Source organism: Streptomyces bikiniensis (assembly GCF_000716625.1).
Lineage (GTDB): Bacteria > Actinomycetota > Actinomycetes > Streptomycetales > Streptomycetaceae > Streptomyces > Streptomyces bikiniensis.
On the sequence record NZ_JNXJ01000033.1, the window covers coordinates 32,542 to 55,659 of the forward strand.

Annotated in this window: 17 protein-coding genes and 1 pseudogene; 7 read left to right on the plus strand and 11 right to left on the minus strand. The window is 72.9% G+C overall.

Annotation, left to right across the window (positions count from 1 at the left end; all coding sequences use genetic code 11):
- Nucleotides 1-5: 5 nt before the first annotated feature.
- Both OO47_RS24245 and OO47_RS24250 read left to right on the plus strand, forming a co-directional pair.
- Nucleotides 6-551, plus strand: coding sequence for an amino-acid N-acetyltransferase (locus tag OO47_RS24245; protein ID WP_030219501.1), 546 nt, complete (start codon nt 6-8; stop codon nt 549-551).
- Nucleotides 552-762: 211 nt separating this feature from the next.
- Nucleotides 763-1,098 carry a histone-like nucleoid-structuring protein Lsr2 gene (locus OO47_RS24250; RefSeq protein ID WP_030219502.1) on the plus strand — a complete coding sequence of 112 codons (336 nt, stop codon included), beginning with the start codon at nt 763-765 and terminating at the stop codon, nt 1,096-1,098.
- On the opposite strand, the gene OO47_RS24255 is transcribed toward OO47_RS24250, so the two are convergent.
- A complete protein-coding gene (locus OO47_RS24255; protein WP_030219504.1) occupies nt 1,077-1,667 on the minus strand; it encodes an SCO3374 family protein in 591 nt (196 codons plus the stop codon). The two genes, OO47_RS24250 and OO47_RS24255, sit on opposite strands and share 22 nt — an antisense overlap.
- A 486-nt stretch (nt 1,668-2,153) precedes the next feature.
- Between OO47_RS24255 and OO47_RS24260 the strand changes: the two genes are divergently transcribed.
- Nucleotides 2,154-4,676 (plus strand): ATP-dependent Clp protease ATP-binding subunit, encoded by a 2,523-nt coding sequence (locus OO47_RS24260; RefSeq protein WP_030219506.1) that lies wholly within the window; start codon nt 2,154-2,156, stop codon nt 4,674-4,676.
- 77 nt (nt 4,677-4,753) lie between these two features.
- Here OO47_RS24260 and OO47_RS24265 read toward each other — a convergent pair whose 3' ends face one another.
- The gene (locus OO47_RS24265) at nt 4,754-7,408 is read right to left on the minus strand and encodes an NACHT domain-containing protein (RefSeq protein ID WP_030219508.1); all 2,655 of its coding nucleotides are present in this window, start codon (nt 7,406-7,408) and stop codon (nt 4,754-4,756) included.
- Between the two features lie 572 nt (nt 7,409-7,980).
- Between OO47_RS24265 and OO47_RS24270 the strand changes: the two genes are divergently transcribed.
- Nucleotides 7,981-8,670 carry a M23 family metallopeptidase gene (locus OO47_RS24270; RefSeq protein ID WP_030219510.1) on the plus strand — a complete coding sequence of 230 codons (690 nt, stop codon included), beginning with the start codon at nt 7,981-7,983 and terminating at the stop codon, nt 8,668-8,670.
- Between the two features lie 21 nt (nt 8,671-8,691).
- Here OO47_RS24270 and OO47_RS24275 read toward each other — a convergent pair whose 3' ends face one another.
- The gene (locus OO47_RS24275) at nt 8,692-9,249 is read right to left on the minus strand and encodes a TetR/AcrR family transcriptional regulator (protein ID WP_030219511.1); all 558 of its coding nucleotides are present in this window, start codon (nt 9,247-9,249) and stop codon (nt 8,692-8,694) included.
- A 104-nt stretch (nt 9,250-9,353) separates the two neighbouring features.
- Between OO47_RS24275 and OO47_RS24280 the strand changes: the two genes are divergently transcribed.
- Nucleotides 9,354-10,931, plus strand: coding sequence for an MDR family MFS transporter (locus OO47_RS24280; RefSeq protein WP_030219512.1), 1,578 nt, complete (start codon nt 9,354-9,356; stop codon nt 10,929-10,931).
- Nucleotides 10,932-11,002: 71 nt separating this feature from the next.
- On the opposite strand, the gene cseC is transcribed toward OO47_RS24280, so the two are convergent.
- The 6 genes and pseudogenes from cseC to OO47_RS24310 all read right to left on the minus strand — a co-directional run.
- On the minus strand, nt 11,003-12,322 hold the full coding sequence (gene cseC, locus OO47_RS24285; RefSeq protein ID WP_030219516.1) for a two-component system sensor histidine kinase CseC: 1,320 nt from the start codon (nt 12,320-12,322) through the stop codon (nt 11,003-11,005).
- Nucleotides 12,319-13,020 (minus strand): two-component system response regulator CseB, encoded by a 702-nt coding sequence (gene cseB / locus OO47_RS24290; RefSeq protein WP_030219519.1) that lies wholly within the window; start codon nt 13,018-13,020, stop codon nt 12,319-12,321. Before cseB ends, cseC begins: the two co-directional genes overlap by 4 nt.
- A 98-nt stretch (nt 13,021-13,118) precedes the next feature.
- On the minus strand, nt 13,119-13,907 hold the full coding sequence (locus OO47_RS24295) for a hypothetical protein (RefSeq protein WP_030219521.1): 789 nt from the start codon (nt 13,905-13,907) through the stop codon (nt 13,119-13,121).
- Nucleotides 13,895-14,467, minus strand: coding sequence for a SigE family RNA polymerase sigma factor (locus tag OO47_RS24300; RefSeq protein WP_030219524.1), 573 nt, complete (start codon nt 14,465-14,467; stop codon nt 13,895-13,897). The genes OO47_RS24295 and OO47_RS24300 overlap by 13 nt, the downstream gene beginning before the upstream one ends.
- A gap of 225 nt (nt 14,468-14,692) precedes the next feature.
- Nucleotides 14,693-15,628 carry an HhH-GPD family protein gene (locus tag OO47_RS24305; RefSeq protein ID WP_030219527.1) on the minus strand — a complete coding sequence of 312 codons (936 nt, stop codon included), beginning with the start codon at nt 15,626-15,628 and terminating at the stop codon, nt 14,693-14,695.
- Between the two features lie 450 nt (nt 15,629-16,078).
- Nucleotides 16,079-16,705, minus strand: a pseudogene (locus OO47_RS24310) (phosphatase PAP2 family protein); the annotation flags it as partial.
- Nucleotides 16,706-16,928: 223 nt separating this feature from the next.
- Between OO47_RS24310 and OO47_RS24315 the strand changes: the two are divergent.
- A complete protein-coding gene (locus tag OO47_RS24315) occupies nt 16,929-17,816 on the plus strand; it encodes a hypothetical protein (protein ID WP_078489867.1) in 888 nt (295 codons plus the stop codon).
- Between the two features lie 18 nt (nt 17,817-17,834).
- Here OO47_RS24315 and disA read toward each other — a convergent pair whose 3' ends face one another.
- Both disA and radA read right to left on the minus strand, forming a co-directional pair.
- Entirely contained in the window at nt 17,835-18,959 is a 1,125-nt protein-coding gene (disA, locus tag OO47_RS24320; protein ID WP_030219534.1) for a DNA integrity scanning diadenylate cyclase DisA, read from the minus strand.
- A gap of 779 nt (nt 18,960-19,738) precedes the next feature.
- Nucleotides 19,739-21,142, minus strand: a complete 1,404-nt coding sequence (gene radA, locus OO47_RS24325) for a DNA repair protein RadA (protein WP_030219535.1) — start codon at nt 21,140-21,142, stop codon at nt 19,739-19,741.
- Between the two features lie 177 nt (nt 21,143-21,319).
- Between radA and OO47_RS24330 the strand changes: the two genes are divergently transcribed.
- Entirely contained in the window at nt 21,320-23,116 is a 1,797-nt protein-coding gene (locus tag OO47_RS24330) for a sigma-70 family RNA polymerase sigma factor (protein ID WP_030219536.1), read from the plus strand.
- Nucleotides 23,117-23,118: the final 2 nt, after the last annotated feature.

A 23,118-nucleotide genomic window follows, 5' to 3' on the forward strand; every position in this document is an offset into this window, starting at 1 on the left:
CCCCCATGCCGCCATCCGACTCCCCGGCCGCCTCTCCGGCCCACACCAGAGCCGTCACCGTACGCAGGGCCCGCACCAGCGACGTCGCGGCCGTCCGCCGACTCGTCGACCCTTTCGTCCGGCGCGGCATCCTGCTCGACAAGGCGACCGTGACGCTTTACGAGTCCATCCAGGAGTTCTGGGTGGCGGAACGCGACGAGGACGCCGCCGTCGTCGGCTGCGGCGCGCTCCACGTGATGTGGGAAGACCTCGCCGAAGTGCGCACGCTCGCCGTCGATCCCGAGTTCAGGGGAGCCGGCGTGGGACATCAGGTGCTCGACAAGTTGTTGCACACCGCCCGATGGCTCGGGGTGCGGCGGGTATTCTGCCTGACCTTCGAAGTCGACTTCTTCACGAAGCACGGCTTCGTCGAGATCGGCGAGACACCGGTCGACGGAGATGTCTACAGCGAGCTCCTGCGTTCCTATGACGAGGGAGTAGCGGAGTTCCTCGGTCTCGAACGAGTGAAGCCGAACACCTTGGGCAACAGCCGGATGCTTCTGCACCTCTGACCCGGAAGCGACCGAACCGGACCCGTACCGGTCCGGGAACGACGCCCCGAACCCGTACGGAAGCCCCCGGGGAACCCCGCCCGGAACCCTATGTCCGAATCGCGCACGTTTCCCGCGCCGTCGGGGTTCTGAACCTCTCCCAGGGGTTTGTGTTTTCCCGGGAAAAGCGGTTTCCTTTCCGCGTACTGCATTTTCGATGAAAGGAAATCCGGTGGCACAGAAGGTTCAGGTCCTTCTTGTCGACGACCTCGACGGCGTCGAGGCGGACGAGACCGTGACGTTCGCGCTGGACGGCAAGACCTACGAGATCGACCTCACCACCGCCAACGCGGAAAAGCTCCGCGGTCTGCTCGAGCCGTACACCAGGAGCGGTCGGCGCACCGGTGGCCGCACCACCGGCGGTCGCGGCAAGGGCCGCGCCGCGGCGACGGGCAGCCCCGACACCGCGAAGATCCGCGCGTGGGCCAAGGAGAACGGCTACGAGGTCAACGACCGCGGCCGCGTGCCCGCCACCGTGAAGGCGGCCTACGAGGACGCGAACCGCTGAGGCGGCAGCTGCTGAGCCACCGGCCCCCGGGCCCGGGCACTCAGCAGCCGCACCCGGTGGCACTCGCCGGCGGCGGCGGACACGAGCCGCACCAGGCAGGGGGCGCCCCCTCCGCCCCACGGCGCGCCCCGCAGGGCCGGGAGCGAGGGCTCGACCTCGCGGCCCGGCACGGGGGCCCGCAGCCACACCGCGGCGTCCGGCGCGCCGGAGCCGCCCCGCCCCGGGGGAAGGGGCGCGGTCATCCGGCCGCCGGCCCCGAGCGCCGAGAGGTCCAGGGCGATCCCGCCCCACTCCAGCCAGTCGAGCAGCCCCGGCAGCTCCTCCGCGCTCCCCGCGGCCACGAGCAGCCGCATCCGGGACCCGGCCAGGGCCACCGGACCGGTCGCCGCGCCCACCCGGCGCAGGACGCCCCGGCCGGCCGCGGCGGGCAGCTCCAGGACGTCGAAGCGCTCCCCCGTGACCAGCGCCACCGGCGGGCCCGCCACCGTCGCCCAGCCGAGCCCTTCCTCGTACCACCGCGCCGGGCCGTCGTCGAGCGGCGCGCGGGGGGACGGAACGATCGGGGCCATGCCGGGGGAACTCCCGCGAGGGCGTCTTGGTTACGCCCCCGGAGCGGCCCCGCACCCGCCGCGCGGTGACGCACGGTCCCCCGCCGGACGCGCGAGGTGTCCGGGATGGGGTGTACGAGTGCATTCGGGCGCGCAAGGGTGTTCGCTGGTAGCGGAGGGAACCGGGGTGCGCGGCATGGAGTGTCGGTGCTTACGGGTAAGACATTCCTAGTGGAGAGGGGTGACCTCGCGGGCTTCGGCGTCTCACGTTCGCCATCGGCGTACAGAAGGCACGGGTAACCACTTGGCCTGCGGGAACATCGTCTCGCACCATCGGGTTGGAGCATTTGTCGGCTGTTCGGCAGCAGGTCTCCCCACGGACAAGGGGGTGATCCGGACGGATGTCGGCAGTTGGAATGAGCGGTCCCCGCTTGCGGGACTAAGCTGCGGAAGGACAGGGAGGGGATCGACCCCTAACTGACTGACCGCTCTGAGGAGCGATTAACGATGTTCGAGAGGTTCACCGACCGCGCGCGGCGGGTTGTCGTCCTGGCTCAGGAAGAAGCCCGGATGCTCAACCACAACTACATCGGCACCGAGCACATCCTTCTGGGCCTTATCCACGAGGGTGAGGGTGTCGCCGCTAAGGCCCTGGAGAGCCTCGGGATTTCGCTCGAGGCGGTCCGCCAGCAGGTGGAGGAGATCATCGGCCAGGGCCAGCAGGCCCCGTCCGGGCACATCCCCTTCACCCCTCGTGCCAAGAAGGTCCTGGAGCTGTCGCTCCGGGAGGCCCTCCAGCTCGGCCACAACTACATCGGCACCGAGCACATCCTGCTCGGCCTGATCCGCGAGGGCGAGGGCGTCGCCGCCCAGGTCCTCGTGAAGCTGGGCGCCGATCTCAACCGGGTCCGGCAGCAGGTCATCCAGCTGCTCTCCGGCTACCAGGGCAAGGAAGCCGCCACGGCCGGCGGTCCTGCCGAGGGCACCCCCTCGACGTCCCTGGTCCTCGACCAGTTCGGCCGCAACCTCACCCAGGCGGCCCGCGAATCCAAGCTCGACCCGGTCATCGGGCGCGAGAAGGAGATCGAGCGGGTCATGCAGGTGCTGTCCCGCCGCACCAAGAACAACCCGGTGCTCATCGGCGAGCCCGGCGTCGGCAAGACCGCCGTCGTCGAGGGCCTGGCCCAGGCCATCGTCAAGGGCGAGGTGCCCGAGACCCTCAAGGACAAGCACCTCTACACCCTGGACCTCGGCGCCCTGGTCGCCGGCTCCCGCTACCGCGGTGACTTCGAGGAGCGCCTGAAGAAGGTCCTCAAGGAGATCCGCACCCGCGGCGACATCATCCTGTTCATCGACGAGCTCCACACCCTCGTGGGTGCGGGCGCCGCCGAGGGCGCGATCGACGCCGCCAGCATCCTCAAGCCGATGCTGGCCCGCGGTGAGCTCCAGACCATCGGCGCCACCACGCTCGACGAGTACCGGAAGTACCTGGAGAAGGACGCGGCCCTGGAGCGCCGCTTCCAGCCCATCCAGGTCGCCGAGCCGTCGCTGCCGCACACCATCGAGATCCTCAAGGGCCTGCGCGACCGGTACGAGGCCCACCACCGGGTCTCCATCACCGACGAGGCCCTCGTCCAGGCCGCGACCCTGGCCGACCGGTACATCTCGGACCGCTTCCTGCCGGACAAGGCGATCGACCTGATCGACGAGGCCGGTTCCCGGATGCGCATCCGCCGGATGACCGCGCCGCCGGACCTCCGCGAGTTCGACGAGAAGATCGCCGGCGTCCGCCGCGACAAGGAGTCCGCGATCGACTCGCAGGACTTCGAGAAGGCGGCGTCCCTGCGCGACAAGGAGAAGCAGCTCCTCGCCGCGAAGGCCAAGCGCGAGAAGGAGTGGAAGGCCGGCGACATGGACGTCGTCGCCGAGGTCGACGGCGAGCTGATCGCCGAGGTCCTCGCGACCGCCACCGGCATTCCGGTCTTCAAGCTGACCGAGGAGGAGTCCTCGCGTCTGCTGCGCATGGAGGACGAGCTCCACAAGCGCGTCATCGGCCAGAAGGACGCCGTCATCGGTCTTTCGCGGGCGATCCGCCGTACGCGGGCCGGTCTGAAGGACCCGAAGCGTCCCGGTGGCTCGTTCATCTTCGCCGGTCCGTCCGGTGTCGGTAAGACCGAGCTGTCGAAGGCCCTCGCCGAATTCCTCTTCGGTGACGAGGACGCGATGATCTCCCTCGACATGTCGGAGTTCAGCGAGAAGCACACGGTTTCCCGTCTCTTCGGTTCGCCGCCCGGATACGTCGGCTACGAAGAGGGCGGCCAGCTCACCGAGAAGGTGCGCCGCAAGCCGTTCTCCGTCGTCCTCTTCGACGAGGTCGAGAAGGCCCACCCCGATATCTTCAATTCCCTTCTCCAGATCCTGGAGGACGGTCGCCTGACCGACTCCCAGGGCCGGGTCGTGGACTTCAAGAACACGGTCATCATCATGACGACCAACCTCGGGACCAGGGACATCTCGAAGGGCTTCAACCTGGGCTTCGCGGCCCAGGGCGACACGAAGTCCAACTACGAGCGGATGAAGGCGAAGGTCAGCGACGAGCTGAAGCAGCACTTCCGCCCGGAGTTCCTCAACCGTGTGGACGACATCATCGTCTTCCCGCAGCTGACGCAGGACGACATCCTCCAGATCGTCGACCTGATGATCAGCCGCGTGGACGAGCGCCTGAAGGACCGGGACATGGGCATCGAGCTCTCCCAGTCCGCGAAGGAGCTGCTCGCCAAGAAGGGTTACGACCCGGTGATGGGCGCCCGGCCGCTGCGCCGGACGATCCAGCGCGAGATCGAGGACACGCTCTCGGAGAAGATCCTCTTCGGCGAGCTGCGCCCCGGTCACATCGTGGTCGTGGACACGGAGGGCGAGGGCGAGGAGCGCAAGTTCACCTTCCGCGGCGAGGAGAAGTCGGCCCTGCCGGACGTCCCGCCGGTCGAGGCGGCGGGCGGCCCCGGGCCGAACCTGTCCAAGGACGCGTGACGCTGCGCTGGGCCTGTAGCGCGTAGTCGAGGGGCGGCCCCGGAACCCGAACGGTTCCGGGGCCGCCCCTCGTGCGTTCAGAGGACGGTGACCTCGACGTGGGGCGGGAGGTGCTCGGTGCCGACCGCGGATCCGACGACCCTCACCTTCTTCAGGCGGGGCAGGGAGGCGAGCGGTGCCAGGTCCACCGCGTCCTCGGAGCCGTACAGGTGCACTTCGACGTCCTGGAGCCGGGCGTCCCGGGGCATGAGCGGGAATTCGTACTGCGTGTCGAAGCACTCCAGGACCAGGCCGACCGGGTCGCACAAAGACAGGAGTTCGGCCGCCCGGTGGCCGGAGACCAGGCTCTCGATGCCCAGGAGCGGGGGCGTCAGGCCGAGGCGGATCATTTCCTCGGCCTGGTCGTCGGAGCGGACGGTGAAGACGAGGTCGCTCGGATCGAGCTGTGCCACGATCTCCTCGGCGTAGGAGCGCGGATCGAAGCGGAACCACGACCAGACGAGCTGCGAGCGGACCGCCAGGCTCGGATGGCGTGTGAAGCGGGCCAGGTAGACGAGGGCCGCGTCGGTCGGCACGTGGGACGCGGTGACCACGGAGTGGAACGCCTCGGTGGTGGTCAGTTCCTCCGGGCCGCCCAGCAGCCCCAGGACCAGCGGGCCGACCTCCGCCAGTTGCCGGGCCTCGTCGGGGTCGCGCGGCGGGATCACCTCCCCCGTCCTCCGCAGCACCTCCCCCCGGATCTCCGGGGACACCTCCGTCGCGTGGTCCAGCGCCGTCGCCGCCAGCAGGGTGAGCCGCAGCCGCACCCGGCGGTCCCCGGCCGCGTCCGCCGCCGACAGCAGCTCCCGCAGGACCTCCGCGCACTCGCGCGGCCGGGCGTGGCCGACCGCCATGCGGATCACGTCCTCCCACTGGTCGTCGGCGGCGTGGCGGACGAGGACGCCGATGTCCCAGTGGTCCACGAGGGCCTTCGCCGCCAGGTAGTCCTGGAAGGTGCGGTGGACGAACTCGACGGTGTCGGCCGTGGGCTCGCGCAGGAGGCCGCTGCGGTGCAGGAGGTGGGTGAAGACCCGGTCCGGGGGGTACGCCGAGGCGTCCGGGACCGCCGGGACGGCCTCGGCGACGAGCGACGCGGCGCGGTCGCGGTCCATCTGCGTGCGCCCGTTCAGCGTCAGCCAGTACGCCAGGCGCTGGACCAGCTGGATCTGCGGGGCCTCGTCCAGGACGAGGCCGGTCGGGGCGCCCATGTCCCGTTCGCGGTCCCGCCGGGACAGGAGCAGGGGCAGGGCCGCCTCGTAGAGCGCCTTGCGGCCCCGGGGCAGGAAGCCGCGCCGGTCGCGGTGGAGGGCGCAGATCAGACCGCACATCAGGGGGTTGGTGGCGAGCTGGGCCACGTGCTCGGCGGTGCGCAGGGAGTCCAGGAGCGGCTGTTCGTACCCGGCGGCGTCCGGTCCGGCGGCCCGGTGCCAGCGGCGGACGAAGGTGGTGACCTCCGTGCGGGCCATGGGCGCGAGGGCCAGTTCGGTGAAGCCGTCCGGGGCCAGCCAGTCGTCCCGTACGGCGGTGGGGCGCGAGGTGACGAGCCAGCGGTTGCCCTCGTACGCGCCGAGGAGGTCGCGCAGCCACTCGCGGGCCCGGCCGCGCTCGGCCTCGGGGATCTCGTCGATGCCGTCGGCCAGGACCAGGCCCCGGCCGGCCGCGAGGACCCGGTCGGTCCAGCCGTCGGGCGGGGTGAGCGGGCAGCCGGCGGCGGGCAGGAAGCGGTCGGGGGAGGGCAGCCGCTCGCCGTGGCGGGTGAGGGTGCGCAGGGGCAGGACGAAGGGGACGCGGCCCCGGAGGTACGCCATGCCCTCGGGCCGGTCCTCGTTCGCCGCCGAGACCGTCAGCCACTGGACGAGGGTGGTCTTGCCGGAGCCCGCGAGGCCGCGCAGGAGGACCTTGTCGTGGCGGGCGAGGGCGAGGTCGGCGCGGACGGAGGGCTGTTCCCGCTGCCGTGCGGAGGTCTCGGGCGTGCCCTCCCCGCCGGTCGCCTCCAGGGACAGGTACGCCATGTCCAGCGGCCACTCGTCCGGTGAGTGGTGCAGGTCGACGCCGTAGATGGTCAGGCGGCCGTGCTTCCTGGCGAGGTGGGCCAGGTAGCGGCGCTCGAAGGCCGCGTCCTCGCTCCCGGGCGCCGGGACGCGGGTGAGGACGGCGTCGACCCGGGCGAGGAGTTCCGCCTGGGCGCGGGTCTGCTCCACCAGGCTGCGGGCGATGAAGGTGGAGCGCCGGGTGAAGAACTCCAGGATGTGGAGGCAGGCCCACTCGGTCATGGTCTCCAGGTAGAGGACCGAGTCGGTGGAGAGGCCGTCGGGGGCCGGGGCGGCGGCCCGCAGCCGGCGGGCGAGGTCGCGGGGGCCGAGGCGGACGGCCTGGACGTCGTCCATGTCGAGGTCGCCGAGGGCCAGCAGGTTCGCGGCGAGGGCGTCGGTGACGGCCCCGGTCTCGTCGGCGGGGAAGGGCGGCTCCCCGGTCCCCCGCCGGGAGCGCTCGACCAGGGTGGCGGCGAGCCCGCGGACGTCCTTCTCGGTGAGGGTGCGCTTCTCGCCCCGGAAGGAGACGAGGCCGGAGAGCCGGACCTCGGCGTCCTTGGGGACGAGGCCCGCTCCGGGGCCCTCGCTCGCGAGGAGCTTCTTCAGGAGCGGTCCTATCGCGGCCGAGGCGAGGCGTGTGCCGATGAGCGCCGGTTCCATGGTGACCCCCTGTGTTTCCGTGGAGCGGTCAGCGTAGTGGGGGAGGGGCCGGGACGGGGGCCGGGGGTGTGACCCGGGCCGCTTTCCGAGGCCTTTTCCACGTGCGGGAGCCCCTTTCAGTGGTCCCCGTCACGTGACCCAGGCCGCATTCGGAATGCCTTTCCGAGTGACCCAGGTCCCATCCGGAAGGGCCCCCGGGTGACAAGGCGCACAGGGGTTTCGAGGGGTACTAACCGGAATAGTGGCAAACATTGCCGTTTATTTCGGACATACGGGTACGAAGCGGGGGGTCGGAGGGCCCGTCCGGTCCCGGGCCGTGCCCGGACCGGCCTCCTGGGCGGTCCGGGACCCCGAGACATGCGGTTAAACCGGTTTTCTTGGGCCGATATGTCCGATTTCGAAGCCCCCGCCCCTGGTCGTCAAGACCTGAACTTCTTCCGTGATCGCTACGACGTCATGTCGTAGATGGGGTGTTTTGGGATGACTGGGGGTCCGGGTTACCAAAGATGAGCAAGCCCGACGCCGCAGCGAAAGCGCGTCGGGTCCCGTACTCCCCGGAGGTTTTCCCCCGTATGTCGAAGCGCGTTATGAACCCCGCCACCCGTGTCGCCGCCGTCGCTCTCGCCACTGCCGGCCTGGGGGCGTCGCTGGTGGCCGGAGCAGGGTCCGCCTTCGCCGCCGAGGGCAAGGCCGTCGTCCCGACCGCCGCGACCGCGTCCGCCGCCGTCGCCGCCCAGGCCGAGACCCAGGCGCACCTCGCCGCCCAGGTGAAGGCCGCCGCCGCGAAGAAGACCGTCGCCGTCAAGGCCACCGCCGTGAAGGCGACCGCCACCAAGAAGGCCCCGGCCTGGGTGAAGCCGGTCAGCTCCTACACCCTCAGCGCCAGCTTCAACCAGGGCGGCGCCATGTGGGCCCACAAGCACTCCGGCCAGGACTTCGCCGTTCCGGTCGGCACCCCGGTCAAGGCCGCCGGCGCCGGCACCGTCGTGAAGGCCGGCCCGTACGGCGGCGGCGACGGCCCCGCGTACGGCAACGCCATCGTGATCAAGCACGCCAACGGCAAGTACTCGCAGTACGCCCACCTGTCGAAGATCCAGGTCAAGATCGGCCAGAAGGTCGGCGCCGGTCAGCGCATCGCCCTCTCGGGCAACACCGGCAACTCCTCCGGCCCCCACCTGCACTTCGAGATCCGCACCACCCCGAACTACGGCTCCGCCGTGAACCCGGCCGCCTTCCTGCGCGCCCACGGCGTCGGCATCTGATCCGCCGAACCCGCTGTGAACCTATGAGGCCCGGTGGGCCTCGTCGATGAGATCGAGGGCGACCTCGAGGACGGCTTCGTGCTTCTCCTCGGGGTCGCCCTCGACGTTCGGCATGAAGAACGTGCCCGCGTGGAGCGTGAAGATCGCGCTGACGCAGCGGACCTTCTCCTTGACGGGGAAGTCGTCGTCGTACAGCAGGCCGGTCAGCGCCATCATGCGCTCCTTGAAGGTGAGCCCGACGCTCAGCTCGCGCACGGCGGCCTGGTTCTCCTGCATGAAGCGGAAGAGCGGCGCCGCCGCGAGCAGGGCCACCTGGTAGCGGCGCACGATCTCCCGCTTGGTCTCGATCGTGCGCGGCTGCTTCCCGGCCCAGTCGATCAGCTCGTCCATCGGCCTGGTCAGGTCCTGGAAGATCCCGATCAGGATGTCTTCCTTGGTCTTGAAGTGGTAGTAGAGCGCCGCCTTGGTCACGTCGAGGCGTTCCGCGATCTCGCGCAGGGAGGTCTTCTCGTAGCCCTGCTCCGCGAAGAGTTCGAGGGCCACGTCCTGGATGCGCTGACGGGTGTTGCCTCGGGCCATGGGGGCGCCCTCCACTTTCCAAAGAACTTACTTGACGACCGGCAAGTTACGGGCCTACCGTCCCTCAGTGTAGTAACTAGCCGGGCGGCAAGTAAGGGAATGGCATGGCGACGCAACAGAACGTTCAAACGGAAGAGGGGGCGGCACCGCCGGCGCGCAGCGTCCGTGTCGTCCTGCTCGCCCTCATGATCGCGATGCTCCTCGCGATGCTGGACAACATGATCATCGGCACCGCGATGCCGACGATCGTCGGCGAGCTCGGCGGCCTGGAACACCTCTCCTGGGTCGTCACCGCCTACACCCTGGCCACCGCCGCCTCCACCCCCCTCTGGGGCAAGCTCGGCGACATGTTCGGCCGCAAGGGCGTCTTCCTCACCTCGATCGTGATCTTCCTGATCGGCTCGGCGCTCAGCGGCATGGCCCAGGACATGGGCCAGCTCATCGGCTTCCGCGCGGTCCAGGGCCTCGGCGCCGGCGGCCTCATGGTCGGCGTCATGGCGATCATCGGCGACCTCATCCCGCCCCGCGAGCGCGGCAAGTACCAGGGCATGATGGCCGGCGTGATGGCCCTCGCCATGATCGGCGGCCCCCTCGTCGGCGGCACCATCACCGACCACTGGGGCTGGCGCTGGTCCTTCTACATCAACCTGCCGCTCGGCGCCGTCGCCCTCGCCATGGTCACCACCGTCCTGCACCTGCCGAAGAAGCCGCGGAGCACGGACACCCGGATCGACTTCGCCGGCGCCGCGCTGCTGACCGCCGGCATCACCGCGATCGTCCTGGTCACCACCTGGGGCGGCACCGAGTACGCCTGGAGTTCGGCCACCATCGTCGGCCTCGCCGTCGGCGGCGTCCTCGCCCTCCTCGCCTTCCTGTGGGTGGAGACCCGGGCGAGCGACCCGATCGTGCCGCTGCACATCTTCCGCAGCCGCAACTTCACCCTGATGTCCCTGATCGGCTTCGTCGCCGGCTTCGTGATGTTCGGCGCGGTCCTCTACCTGCCGCTCTTCCAGCAGTCCGTCCAGGGCGCCTCCGCCACCAACTCCGGACTGCTCCTCCTGCCGATGCTGCTCTCGATGATGGTCGTCTCGCTGGTCGCGGGCCGGGTCACCACCAGCACCGGCAAGTACAAGGCCTTCCCCATCGCGGGCGGGGCCCTCATGACGGCCGGCCTCTTCCTGCTCTCCACCATGGACACCGGCACCTCACGGCTGGTCTCCGGGATCTGGATGGCCGTCCTCGGCGCCGGCATGGGCTTCCTCATGCAGATCACCATGCTGGTCGCCCAGAACAGCGTGGAGATGAAGGACATGGGCGTCGCCTCCTCCTCCACCACCCTCTTCCGGACGCTCGGCTCCTCCTTCGGCGTCGCGATCATGGGCGCGCTCTTCACCTCCCGCGTCCAGGACGAGATGGCCGCCCGGGGCGGGTCGGAGCTGACGGCGCGGACCGCCCAGCTCGACGCGGCGAGCCTCGCCAAGCTCCCGGCCCAGCTCCGCGAGGCCTATCAGCACGCGGTCGCCGCCGGCACCCACGGCGCCTTCCTGCTCGCCGCGGCGGTCGCCGTCCTCTCCTTCGCCCTCGCCCTCTTCGTCAAGGAGGTGGCGCTGCGGGGCGCGGGCCCGGAGGCCGCGCAGGAGCCCGCCGACGGCGGTGCGGCGAAGGTGTCCGAGAAGGTCTGAGACGCGCGCGCACGACGGTGGGGCCGGGTCCCGGAGAAGGGGCCCGGCCCCGCTGCCGCACCGGAGGACCGCTACTGCTCCGGCAGCCGCAGGACGGGAAAGCTGCCCGTGTTCGTCGGCGCGTGGTCCGGGAGCCACAGGACCGCGATGGCCCCGCCCACCCCGTTCGGCGCCGCCTCGGAGGCCACGTTCCGGAAGGTCAGCCGGGCGCCCAGGACCCGGGCCTGACCCGACGCGATCGTCAGGCCCAGACCGTGGCCCTGGCCCGCGCGGTCGCTCGACCCCGTGCGGAACCGGCTCGGGCCCTCCCTGAGCAGGGTCTCGGGGAACCCCGGACCGTGGTCGCGGACGCGCACCACCCGGCCCTCCACCGTCACCTCCACCGGCGGCCTCCCGTGCTTGGCCGCGTTGGCGAGGAGATTGCCCAGGACGCGTTCGAGCCGGCGCGGGTCGGTGTTCACCCAGGAGTCGTGCACGACCCGGACGACGACCTCGGGGTCCAGGGTCCGCACCCGCCGCTCCACGAACTCCCCGAGCGCGATCTCCTGGAGCTCGGCCCGCTCCGACGCGCTGTCCAGCCGGGCCACCTCCAGGACGTCCTCGACCAGCGTCCGCATCGCCTGCGCCCGGTCCCGCACCAGCTCCGTCGGACGCCCCGGCGGCAGCAGCTCGGCCGCCGTGAGCAGCCCCGTGACGGGGGTCCGCAGCTCGTGCGCGATGTCCGCGGTGACCCGCCGCTCGGCCTCGATCCGCTCGTTCAGGGCGTCGGTCAGGGCGTCCACCGCCCACGCCAGATCGTCCGTCTCGTCCCGTACGACCCCGCCCACGGCCTCCCGCACCCGCACCTCCGTGTTGCCCTGGGCGACCCGGCCGGCCGCGACGGCCGCCTTCCGCAGCCGCCGCGAGAGCCGGCCGCCGATGAGCACGCCGAGCGCGCACCCGCCGAAGACCACCGAGACCGAGCCGATGACGAGCGCCCGGTCCAGATCGCCCATGATCTTCGCGCTGCGGTCGGCGAAGGGGATGTGCAGCGACAGGACGTCGCCGTTGGCGAGCGGCACGGCCGCCCACACGTCGGGCGGACCGCCGTGCCGGTGCTCCTGCACGTACGTGCCGCGCCGGTTGTCCCGCATCAGCCGGTCGAGCTGGTGCGGCAGGGCCGGGTCGTTGATCTTGGTGCCGAAGCGGGGCTCCTTCGGCTTCGACGTCTCGTACAGCCGCTGCGCGAAGAGCAGCCGCTCCATCTGCACCTCGCGCGCGTTGTCGAGCATCGAGATGCGGGCGGCGTTGTGCACGACCACGCTCAGGGTGACCGCGATGAGGGCGCCGACCGCCGCGATGGCGACGGCGATCTTCCAGCGGACCCCGGTGCGCAGGGGGAACGGCCTCACCCGCCCTGGCCCCGGAGCTTGTAGCCGAAGCCGCGCACGGTCTCGATCCTGTCCTGGCCGATCTTGGCCCGCAGCCGCTGCACGTGCACGTCCACGACCCGGGTGTCGCCGCCCCAGCCGTAGTCCCAGACCCGCTCCAGGAGCTTGTCCCGGGACAGCACGGTGCCGGGCGCGGACGAGAACTCCAGGAGCAGCCGCATCTCGGTCGGGGTCAGCGCCACCGGCGCCCCGCCCCTCCTGACCTCCATGCCCTCGGTGTCGACCTCCAGGTCCCCGAAGACCAGCAGCCCGCCGTCCGCGGGCCCGTCCCCGGCCTCGCCGCCGCCCGCGTGCCCGAAGCGGCGCAGCACGGCCCGGATGCGGGCCATCAGGACCGAGCCGTCGAAGGGCTTGGTCACGTAGTCGTCCGCCCCGGCCTCCAGGCCGAGGACGACGTCGATGGAGTCGGCGCGCGCCGACAGCATGATCACCGGGACCGTCGACTCGTCGCGGATGCGGCGGCAGAGGCTGACGCCGTCCATGCCCGGCAGCATCACGTCGAGCAGGGCGATGTCCGGCCGCCGCGCCCGGAAGGAGTCCAGGCCGGAGAGGCCGTCGGGCATGGCCGTGACCCGGAAGCCGTCCCGCTCCAGGGCGAGCTGGGTGGCCTCACGGATGACGTCGTCGTCCTCGACGAACAGGACATGGGTTTCGGCCATCGTGGGGTTCCTTCGGGGTCGTGCGCTTTCCGGGTCTCTTCGGGCCCGGGTCTCTTTGAGTACGGGTCTCTTCGGGTGCGTGTCTCTTCGGGGACGGGTCAGCCCGCGGGGGGCTCGCTGGGCGCGGGCTCCAGGCCCTCGCCCTCGCCGACCGACCGGCTGTAGTCGTTGTGGACCCAGTCGTGCTGGGTGAACCGGTTGCCCGACCAGCGGTAGGTGATCACGTCCTCGCCCGAGGGGTACGCGACCGGGTCGCCCTCCGCGTACACCTGCTTGGTGACGATCAGGTCGCCCCGGTCGATCGTGGCGTACACCCCCGCGTCCTCGGCCCCGAAGACGTTCTCGTACCCGTCGCTCGCGTTGCGGTAGACGTACGTGCCGATGCCGATGCCGTCACCGCAGGTCATCACGTTGACGACGACGTCGGGGGCGGGCGCGTTCGTGAGGTTGCCGTACGAGGCGTCCACCGGGTACGAGTCCGCCGCGCACGGCTTCAGGTCGGCCTTGAACCGCTTGCCGAGCTTCGGATCGGCCTTGAGCAGCTCGATCGGGTCCACCCGCTCCGCCGGCCGGGGGCCCGAGCCGGCCGAGGGGGCGTCGGAGGTGGGGGCGGCCGCGGCGACCTCGTCCGTACGGGCCGCGCCCTCGTCGCGGGAGCCCGTGCCGCCGGTGGAGCAGGCGGCCAGGGAGAGGCCGACGGCGACGAGTCCGGCGGCCGCCGTGGCACCCGCCGCCCTGGCGGCACGCCGAGGGCGGCGACGCCCGGCGGAGAGCCGGTCGCCGCCGCCGGAACCGGGGCCGTCGTCGGGGCCGGGCCCTTCGAAGCCGGGGCCGCCGTGTCTTCCGCCGTCGGCCTCGTCGTCGGGTCCGCCGTCTATGCCGCGCACCGCTCCCGCCCCCCTTCGTCGCCTCGCACGGTCGTCCGCTCCCCGGTCCGCCCCAGGGCGCGGGCGTCGAGGTCGCGGCTCTCCAGCTCCTGCCGGAGCCGGGCGAGCGCGCGGTGGAGCGTGGACTTCACCGTACCGGTCGACATGCCGAGCGCCGCCGCCGTCTCCTCCGTGCTCATCTGCTCCCAGTGGCGCAGGACGACGACGCTGCGCTGCTTCGGCGCGAGCACCTTCAGGACGTCCATCAGGAGGGCCCGGTCGGCGTGCTGCTCGGTCGCGTCGGCCACGCTCGCGTCGGGCAGCTGCTCGGTCGGGACCTCTTCGAGCTTGCGGGAGCGCCACCACTCGGTCCGGGTGTTGATCATGACCCGGCGCAGGTAGGCGTCGGCGAGGGACTTGTCGGCGATGCCGTCCCAGCGCCCGTACGTACGGGCCAGGGCCGTCTGCAGGAGGTCCTGGGCGTCGACGGGGTCGGCCACGAGACGGCGCGCACTGCGCAGCAGGGCGTCCTGCCGCGTGCGTACGTACTCCTCGAAGTCGAGCACCTCACCGTGCCTCATCCGAACCGCCTCCATCCCCGTGACCTGCTTGTTCCCTCGTGTCGTGGAGGACGCTACGGAGCGGTTGTCACGGGGCTGTGCGGGGCAGCCGTCGGTGGACGCACGGCTACCCATCGGTTGTGTAACAGCGGGGGAGGAAGGGGTTTCGGAGCCGGGACCCCAGGAAAATGGCGGGCGGGCCTCAGGAAAGCGGCAGGCGGGTCTCAGGAGAGCGGCAGGCGGGTCTCAGGAGAGCGGCAGTCGGTAGAAGCCGTCGTCCAGCGGCTCGACGAGGCCGTCCGCGACCAGGCCGTCCAGCGCCCTGGCCCGCTGCACCGGCTCGTCCCAGACCGCGTCCAGGGCCTCGCGCGCCACCGGGTCCGCCGAGTCCCGCAGGACGGCGAGGAGCCGCCCCCGGACCTGCCGGTCGGTGCCCGCGTACGTCTGGCCGCGCCGCGGCGGGCCGTCGTGCGCCGGCTTGCCCGCGAGCCGCCAGGCGCACTGCCCGGAGATCGGGCAGCGCCCGCAGTCCTCGTTCTTCGCCGTGCACACCAGCGCGCCCAGCTCCATGGAGGCGGCGGCCCAGCGGGCGGCCGTCCCCTCGTCCTCGGGCAGCAGGGCGCGGGCGAGCCGCCGCTCGGCGGCCGTGGTCGCGTTCGGCGGGTACTGGACGCCGGTCGCCGCGCGGGCGAAGACCCGGCGCACGTTGGTGTCCAGGACGGCGTGCCGCTGCCCGTACGCGAAGGAGGCCACCGCGGCGGCCGTGTACTCCCCGATGCCGGGCAGCGCGAGGAGCTGCGCGTGGTCGTCGGGCACGTCCCCGCCGTGCCGCTCCGTTATGGCGGTGGCCGCCGCGTGCAGCCGCAGCGCCCGGCGCGGGTAGCCGAGCCGGCCCCAGGCGCGGACCGCCTCGCCGGGGGCCTCGGCGGCCAGGTCGGCCGGGCGGGGCCAGCGCGCGAGCCACTGCTCGTACACGGGCAGGACCCGGACGACCGGGGTCTGCTGGAGCATGAACTCGCTCACCATGACCCCCCAGGCGCCGGCCTCGGGGCGGCGCCAGGGCAGGTCACGGGCGTGCCGGTCGAACCAGGCGAGGACGGGCCGGTGCAGCTCGGCGGGGACGGCGGGCACCCCGGGGATCCCGGAGGCCTCGGGGACGGAGGGCGTGTCGATGGAAGTCATGGCACCACCGATCCTGACACGGTTCCGGGGGGATCAGCGCGCGTCGTACGGCGCGTGCCCACCCGGTCCGGGGTTCTCGTGGGGGGCGGCGGGGTTCTCGTACGAAGGGGCCGGGTGCCCGTACGGGGAGGGGGCGCCGTAGGGGGAAGCGGAACCGTACGGCGCGGCGGGGGCGGACCCGTACGGGGCCGAGGGGTCATGGGCGGGCGCGGCCCCGTACGCGGGCGCGGAGCCGTACGGAGCGGCCGGGTCGTCCGAGGGGGCGGAACCGTAGGGGGTGGCGGGGGCGGACCCGTACGAAGGGGCGGGGTCCCCGTACGGGGAGGCGGGGGCGGACCCGTACGGAGCGGCGGGGTCCCCGTACGGAGCGGCGGGAGCGGATCCGTACGGAGCGGCGGGAGCGGCGCCGTGCGGGGGAGCGGGGTCGAACAGGGAGGGCTCGGCGGGGGCGGCGGCGGACGTACGGGGTCCCTGACCCGCGCACCACACGACCAGCGCGTTCCGGCTCGACCGGGCCGTCTCGACCAGGGACCGCACCGGCCGCTCGGCGAACCGCATCACCAGGAAGGCGACCAGGGCGCCGAGGAGCAGGCCGGCGGTCACGTCGTGCGGGTAGTGCACGCCGACGAAGACCCGGGAGAAGGCCATGAGCACCGCCATCGGCACCGTGAAGCGGCCCATGCCGCGCCAGGACAGGGCGAGCGCGATCGCGGCGGCGCCCGCGATGGCCGAGTGGTTGCTGGGGAAGGACCAGTCGCCGTAGGGCGGGCAGGTCACCAGCGAGGCGGGCGCTCCGGCGACCGCGCGGCACGGACGTTCCTCGTCGATCAGCGACTTCAGCGACTCGCTCACCACGTAGCCGAAGGCGGTGGCGAGCGGAGCGAGCAGCGCGAGCGACATCGCCCGGCTCGAACCGTCGCGGGTGCGCCACCAGCCGGCCAGGAAGAGCACGCCGAAGAGCAGCAGTCCGGCCTCGGTCCAGACCTCGGCGAGCAGCTGGAACCAGTGCGGCGTGGCGTGGGCGAGATCGGCGACGTCGAGGTACAGACGGTCGGAGAGGTCGAGGAGGGTGTCCATGGGGAACGACGCTAACCGGAATCCGGAGCGCCTCGCCCCGGGCCATCGGCCGGAACGACCCCCGACGAAAGTGGGGGGCGCCGATTCGCTCCGGTTGGCCCCGTTTTGACTCGCGGACCCGGAAAAAGTTCCCGGAAAGAAGGGTGTGATGATCGGCAAAACTTGAGGTCTCGGGCGGCGGGTGGGGCGGGAGTTGGGCCCGATCTCTCGTAAGGTTCGGGTCGTGGGATCTTTGCGCAATCCGGTCGGGCCGCTTCCCTCCACCATCTACTGGCGTCGGAGGGCGGTGGCGCTGTGCCTGGTCGCACTCCTCGCCCTGCTCACCGTGTGGGCCGTGACGTCCGGCGGCGGGGACGGGAAGAAGCCGAACGACTCCGCCAACGGCTCGTCGCCCACCCCGCCCTCGATCACGCCCGGCCCCTCCGGCTCGGGCCCCGCGATCAGCCAACAGCCCGGCGGGCGCGACGAGTCGGACGAGGAGGACGGGGCCTCCGGCGGCAACGGCGGCGCGGACTCGGGCGGTTCGGGCTCCGGCTCCGGTTCGGGCTCCGGCTCCGGTTCCGGTTCCGGTTCCGGTGGTACGGACGCGGGCGCGGGCTCCGGGGGTGCGGACTCCGCAGGACCGGGCGTCCCCGACGAGAACGGTGACGGCTCCGGCGACGGCGGCGCGGGCACCGGCGCGGGCCGGCAGCTCCCGGCCGACTCCCCGATCCCCAACTGCCCGGCCGGAGCGGTCCAGTTGACGCTCAAGTCCGTCAAGGTCACCTACGAGACGGGGGAGAAGCCCCGCTTCCAGCTCGTCGCGAAGAACACCTCGGCCACCGACTGCAAGGCCGACTTCGGGCCCCGCAACGCGGTCCTGACGATCAGCGACGCCAAGGACGACGAGGTCTGGTCCTCCGCGCACTGCCCGCGCCCCGGCACCCCGCTCCTGCTGAGCCTCCCCGCCGGGGCGACCCTCACCCACACCGTGGAGTGGGACCGCGGGCGCAGCGCCCCGCAGTGCGCCACCGCCCCGGCGGGCAAGGCGGGCCCCGGGACCTACCTGGTGGAGGCCGCGATGCCGGGCGTCAAGATCCTTCCGGCCTCGTTCACGCTCGCCAAGGACTGACCCGGCCCCGGTGCGTCCTCAGACGTACCGCTCCAGGATCGAGGACTCCGCGAGCCGGGACAGGCCCTCGCGGACGCTGCGGGCGCGGGCCTCGCCGACGCCGTCGACGGCCTGGAGGTCGTCGACGCTGGCCGCGAGGAGCTTCTGCAGCCCGCCGAAGTGCTCCACGAGCCGCTCGATGATCGCGCCCGGCAGCCGCGGCACCTTCGCGAGGAGCCGGTAGCCGCGCGGCGAGACCGCCGAGTCGAGGGTCTCGGGCGAGCCGCTGTAGCCCAGGGCCCGCGCCACGACCGGGAGTTCGAGCAGCTCGGTGTGGGTGAGCGCGTCCAGCTCGGTGAGCGCCTCCGCGACCGTCCGCGAGCGCTTCGCCGTCGGCTCCGGCACGTAGTCCCGGATCACCAGCTCGCGCTCCGGTTCCACGCCCGCGATCAACTCGTCCAGCTGGAGCGAGAGGAGGCGCCCGTCGGTGCCCAGCTCGACCACGTACTCCGCGATCTCGGTGGCGATCCGGCGGACCATCTCCAGGCGCTGCGCGACGGCGGTGACGTCCCGGACCGTGACCAGGTCCTCGATCTCCAGGGCCGAGAGCGTGCCCGCCACCTCGTCGAGGCGGAGCTTGTACCGCTCCAGGGTCGCGAGCGCCTGGTTGGCGCGGGACAGGATCGCGGCCGACTCCTCCAGGACCCGGCGCTCGCCGTGCACGTACAGCGCGATCAGGCGCATCGACTGGGAGACGGAGACGACCGGGAAGTTGCACTGCTTGGAGACCCGGTCCGCGGTGCGGTGGCGGGTGCCGGTCTCCTCGGTGGGGATGGAGGCGTCCGGGACGAGCTGCACGCCCGCCCGGTGGATCTTGGTGATGTCCTTGTCGAGGACGAGCGCGCCGTCGAGCTTGCACAGCTCGCGCAGGCGGGTGGCGGTGAACTCGACGTCCAGCACGAAGCCGCCGGTGCACATCGAATCGACCGCTTTGTCCAGGCCGAGCACGATGAGCCCGCCCGTGTTTCCCCGGAGGATCCGCTCCAGGCCGTCGCGCAGGGCGGTGCCCGGCGCGACCGCGCTCAGAGCCGCGCGCATCAGCGCGTCACTGCCGGAGCCCGCGCCGGACTTCCCGGGAGCTGCTGCCCCGTCCTTGGCTGCCAACTGGATTCCTCCGGCTCGTACGGATGGGCGAGACCAGGGCAAAGTCTAGCGACACCACCCCGCCGCCCTCCGCCCCCGGCCGAACGCGGCTGGTGCGAAAGGGGTCCCCACCCGGCACCGAAACCAACCCTTCCCCTCGCGGGAAGCCCCACGGGACACCATTCCCACCCCTTGCCGGAACCTTTACCGACCCCTTGCCGCCCCCATGTCCGAACCAGCGCCGGTCCCTTGCCGCGGCCTTGTCCGGACCCATACCGATCCCTTGCCGGGGCCTTGTCCGAACCCGCGCCGGTCTCTTGCCGAACGCCTGGCCGAACCCGCGCCGACTCCTTGCCGGGGCCTTGTCCGAACCCGCGCCGGTCTTTTGCCGAACGCCTGGCCGAACCCGCGCCGGTCTTTTGCCGAACGCCTGGCCGAACCCGCGCCGACTCCTTGCCGGGGCCTTGTCCGAACCCGCGCCGATCTCTTGCCGAACGCCTGGTCCGGGCCTGTACCGGGCGCCCGCCGAGCCTGTGCCGAACGGCCCCGCCGGGCTCCTGCCGGGCTCCTTGCCCGGGCCCCCGCCGGGCTCTTGCCGGGCGTCCCACCGGACCCCTCTGCCGAACGCCTGCCCCGGCTCGTGCCGAGCCCTTGCCGGATGCCTAGCCGGACATCCCCCGGCCCCCGATGGGCGCTCACCGGACGTCTCCCGGCCCGCGCCCGGCGCTCGCCGGGCGTCTCCCCGGCACCTCGCGGAAGCCCCCACCGCCCCGGGGCGCGGGGCCCGGGCCCGCCCCGCCCTACTGCTCCGCGCCCTCCGGCGCCTTCGCGCGCCGCCCGCGCGGCAGGACCCGCAGCGCGTCGCCCATGTCCGCGACCTCCGTCACCTTCATGCCCGGCGGCACCCTCCCCGGGTCCGTCGGGACCAGCGCGTGCGTGAAGCCCAGGCGGTGCGCCTCCGCGAGGCGCCGCTGCACGCCCGTCACCCGCCGGACCTCGCCCGCGAGCCCGACCTCCCCGATCGCCACCAGGTTCTTCGGCAGCGGGGTGTCGCTCGCCGCGGAGGCGAGGGCGAGCGCGATCGCCAGGTCGGCGGCCGGCTCGGAGAGCTTCACGCCGCCCACGGTCGCGCTGTAGATGTCCCGCTTGCCGAGCGCGCTGATCCGCCCGCGCTGCTCCAGGACCGCCAGCATCATCGACACCCGGGAGGTCTCCAGACCGGAGACGGTCCGGCGCGGGGAGGGGATCTGGGAGTCCACCGTCAGCGACTGCACCTCCGCGACCAGCGGCCGGCGCCCCTCCAGGGTGACCGTCAGACACGTGCCCGGCACGGCCACGTCGCGCCGGGTCAGGAAGAGCCCCGACGGGTCGGCGAGCCCCGTGATCCCCTCGTCGTGCAGCTCGAAGCAGCCGACCTCGTCCGTCGCCCCGTACCGGTTCTTCACGCCCCGCACCAGCCGCAGGCGCGCGTGCCGGTCGCCCTCGAAGCTCAGCACCACGTCCACCAGGTGCTCCAGGAGCCGGGGGCCCGCGATGGCCCCGTCCTTGGTGACGTGGCCGACCAGGAGCGTCGACATCCCACGCTCCTTGGAGGCCCGGATCAGCGCGCCCGCGACCTCGCGGACCTGCGCCATGCCGCCGGGCGCGCCGTCGATCTCGGGCGAGGCCACGGTCTGCACCGAGTCCAGGATCAGCAGCGACGGCTTCACCGCGTCCAGGTGCCCGAGGACCGCCGACAGGTCGGTCTCCGCCGCCAGGTACAGGTGGTCGTCGATCGCGCCGATCCGGTCGGCCCGCAGCCGGACCTGGCTCGCGGACTCCTCGCCCGTCACGTACAGCGTGCGGTGCTCGTCGCTCGCCGCCTTCGCCGCCACGTCGAGCAGCAGCGTCGACTTGCCGACGCCCGGCTCGCCCGCGAGCAGCACCACGGCACCGGGCACGAGCCCCCCGCCGAGGACCCGGTCCAGCTCGTCGACGCCGGTCGAGCGGGCGGTCGCCTGCCGGCCGTCGACCTGCCCGATGGGAAGCGCGGCGGTGGAGACCCGGCCCGCGGCGGTCGTCCGGACCGCGGGCGCGCCGTACTCCTCCACCGTCCCCCAGGCCTGGCACTCGGGGCAGCGGCCGAGCCACTTGGCCGTCTGCCAGCCGCACTCGGTGCAGCGGTAGGACGGACGCTCCTTGGCGGATTTCGTACGGGCAGCCATGCGCCCCACCGTAGCCGCCGCCACCGACAACGGGCCCCGGCCCCGCGACCGGAGCCCGCACAACCCGTCCACCCGGCGCCGGGTACCCGTCCTCTTTCGAGCGATACCTTCACCCGTAGGGATGAGAAGTGCGCGACCGGTACGAAGAACGCCCCCGCTCCTGCCTACGGTCGCCCAGTGACGAGCAGCAGGCTGGAAACCCCCGCACGCACCACCGGCGCACACCGGGCGCACCGCACCACGGACCAGGGACCGCGCACGCTCGGCCGCCGGCCCCCCGCCCGCTACGAGGCCGCCCTCGACGGCCTCTTCACGTACTGCCTCTCCGTGCTCTGCGACCACGACACGGCCACCGCCGTCCTCGGCGACGTCCTCGCCGCGGCCGAGCGCCACCGGGGCCGCTGCCCCTCCGACGAGGACGGCCGCACCGCCTGGCTGTACGCCCTCGCCCGCTGGGCCTGCCTGCGCACCCTCGGCGAGCAGCGCCGCAAGCGCCAGGGCGCCCACACCGGCCGCCCCGCCGTCACCCCGCCCGAGCCGCCCCGGGTCTCCGCCGGGACCGCCGAGCGGCACCGCGCCGAACTCGCCCTCCTCGCCTGGCCCGAGGCGGCCGGCACCACCCCCGCGCAGCGCGAGGCCCTGGAGCTCGCCGTCCGCCACGGCCTCAACCACCGCCAGGTCGCCGCCGTCCTCTCCCTCGACCCGCTCGCCGCCCGCGAGCTCCTGGCCACCGCCGGCTGCGAGGTCGAACGCACCCGGGCCGCCCTCGCCGTCGTCGAGACCGGCAGCTGCCCCACCGTCGCCCGGCTCACCGGCGACCGGCAGGTGCTCCTCTCGGCCACCCTGCGCGCCGAGCTCGTCCGGCACGTGGACGACTGCCCCCGCTGCCGCCGCGCCGCCGAGCGCGTGGGCGCCGCCGGGCCCTGGCCCGGCACCGGGGCCCTCCCCCCGGACCGGCTGCCGCTGGTCGAGGCGCCCCGGGCCGCCGCGTACATGGCGATGCTGCACGTGCCCCGCGCGCGTGCCGGCGCCCCGCGCTTCGCGCCCACCGGCTTCCCCGTGGACCCGAAGGACCACACGGCCCGCCGCGACCGGATGCGGGCCCGCGCGGTGACCACCACCGTCGTCGCGGCCGTGGTCGCCGCCCCCGTCCTCGCCCTGTGGACCTCCTACCGGGGCACCACCGACGCCACCCATGACGGGGGCCGGGTCAGCGCGCGCGAGACGGACGACGGGACCGGCCCGGACGGGCGCCCCCACGACCGGTACGAGAACGCGGGCAGCGCCCGCGCCACCCCCGAGCCCCGCTTCACCCGGGGCAGCCGCGCGCCCGACGTCTCCGTCGAGGTGGTCAGCCCCGGCGGCCCCACCGGCCCCGGAACGCCCCCGAAGCCCGGAGAGGCCGCCCCCGGCTGGGTCACGGTCGCCGCGCGCGGCCACGGCGACCTGACCCTCCTGACGCTGACCGCCGGCGGCGGCTCGCCCGTCGCCTGGTCGCTGTGGACGGACGCGCCCTGGATCTACGTGAGCCGCGCCTCGGGCATCCTCCGCCCCGGCGAGCGGGTCACCGTCGAGGTCCGCGTCGACCACGGGCGCGAACCCGGGGGAGCGTGGAGCGCCCGGGTCGGGGTGAACCCCTCGGGCGCGGTGGTGCGCATCGCCGGGATCAACCGCACCGGGCAGGGCGGCGTCTTCCACCCGGCCCCGGGCGTCCCCCGGCCGCCGAAGCCGGTGCCGCCCCCGCCGGCCACCACGGAGCCGACCACCCCGCCCACGGCCCCGCCGCCGACGACGGAGGAACCGCCGCCGACCACTCCGCCCCCGACGACGGAGGAACCGCCGGCGACGACCCCGCCGCCCGCGACGGAGGAGCCGACCACCCCGCCGCCGACGACGGAGGAGCCCCCGCCGACGCCCACGGACCCCGGCACGACCCCGCCGCCGGAGACGGAGGAACCGCCCCCGGCCTCCTGAGG